Consider the following 245-nt stretch of genomic DNA (forward strand, 5'->3'; position numbering starts at 1 on the left):
GTTTCTAAAGGAGGATTTCCCATTAGACACGCAGCTAAAGGCATTCTGTTTGCCGCATCTTTAGCCCTTGTAACTACTGCTTTTGTCCCCGCATCCTTAGCTAAAGAAAATCATAATAATACTGCCAATGCCACTGGAACGACCAAATCATTTTTTTATCAGACTGATACGCAATTTTCCTACGGACTTAAAGCACAAAGCGATGCATCTGTGTCAAAACCAGTCAAAGATGTAATCAGAGAAGT

At 40.4% G+C, this 245-nt stretch carries 1 pseudogene; it reads left to right on the forward strand.

The annotated features are described in order from the left end of the window. A pseudogene (locus FS742_RS27835) lies at window positions 1-245 on the forward strand (hypothetical protein); the annotation flags it as partial.

This window comes from Bacillus cereus, from assembly GCF_007678085.1.
In the GTDB taxonomy this organism is placed as follows: Bacteria; Bacillota; Bacilli; order Bacillales; family Bacillaceae_G; genus Bacillus_A; species Bacillus_A cereus_BE.